We start from the raw sequence: 1,318 nt of genomic DNA, 5'->3' as shown, positions 1-1,318 counted from the left end.
CGCCAGACCGTCCTGCACCGGCGAAAACAGCACATCGCTGACCCGTTTATGCAGCTGGTGCTGGTCCAGCATGAAACGCGCCCAGTCATAGTCCTTGCGATCCGCCAGCACGAACTTCACCTGATGGTGCGCCTTGAGCAGGGGGATATTCTCCAGACGATTATTGTGCTGTTCCCCGGAGCCCGGCGCTTTCAGGTCCATGACCACAGAAACGCGCTCATCCACTCCGGCAATATCCATGGCACCACCGGTCTCCAGGCTCACCTGGTAACCGTCATCACACAGCGCCGTAAGCAACGGCAGGCAATTCGGCTGGGCCAGCGGTTCGCCACCGGTCACCGTCACGTAGTGCGCCCCATGGGCGGCTACCTGCTCGCGAATCGCCGCCAAGGTCCATTTCTCCCCTCCGGAAAAGGCATATTCCGTATCACACCAGACACAGCGCTGCGGGCAGCCGGTCAGGCGCACGAAGACCGTCGGGCAGCCCACGGTGCGGGATTCACCCTGTAGGGAATGGAAAATTTCGGTAAGACGGAGTTCCACAACATCTCCTGAGGGCCCCTTAATCGTCGGTTGGGGCGGAAATGCGCGGATTCTATCACCTTTACCGGCCTCTGTGCCGCCGGTAAAGGGACAGGAAGGGGTTACGGGTTGAGCTGGTCCAGCAGGCTCTTGGCCTGGCCGGCTTCGCTGCTATCCGGGTATTGCTTGATCAGCTTGTGCAGATTGACCTTGGCGGGCGAAACCTCACCGGCCTTGGCCTGCATGACGGCCAGAATATAGAGGCTTTTCGGGGCCTTGCTATGGTCCGGGTAATCGTCGGCCACCGCCTGAAAATGGCCTTCCGCCTTCTTCAAATCCGGCTCTTTCTGGTCACTGTATAGCTTGCCCGCCCAGAAATGGGCGTTGGCCCGGGACATTCCCTGCGGGAATTCACCCAGATACGCCTCGAAACCGGCAATGGCACCCTTGAAGTCACCACTGACCAATTTGTCTTTGGCGGCATTATAGGCGGCACGGTCCGCTTCCGGGTCATTATCCCCTTCAGCGCCGTCCTCTGGCTGCTCGGTCTGTCCCCGCTCAGCCAGCGTATTAATTCGGGTATCCAGATCCAGATAACGCTCACGCTCGGCTTCCTTGAGAGTGGAAAGCTCGTGGCGCAGTTCTTCCAGCTGACCCTGCAGCTGCTGAATCTGTTCTTCAAACTGTTGCTGCTGTTGCATCAACACCATCAACCCATCCTCGTTCACCGCAGCAGACGGTGCGGAGGTATTGCGCATTTGCGATTGCGCCTGGGCGAGGCTGCGCTCTTCAACGG

General features: G+C 59.3%; 2 protein-coding genes. Both read right to left on the bottom strand.

All coding sequences use genetic code 11. From position 1 onward, the window contains the following. Positions 1 to 543 (bottom strand): radical SAM protein (locus tag A3730_RS02070; protein WP_063537379.1); only part of this gene is annotated, 543 nt, incomplete at its 3' end. Between the two features lie 101 nt (positions 544 to 644). Then, the coding region (gene ybgF / locus A3730_RS02065; protein WP_063537377.1) for a tol-pal system protein YbgF at positions 645 to 1,318 on the bottom strand (674 nt) is incomplete at its 5' end.

The sequence above is a fragment of the Alcanivorax sp. HI0044 genome (genome assembly GCF_001634945.1).
The sequence above is the reverse complement of the archived record's forward strand: the minus strand, read 5'-3'. Positions and strand labels throughout refer to the sequence as shown.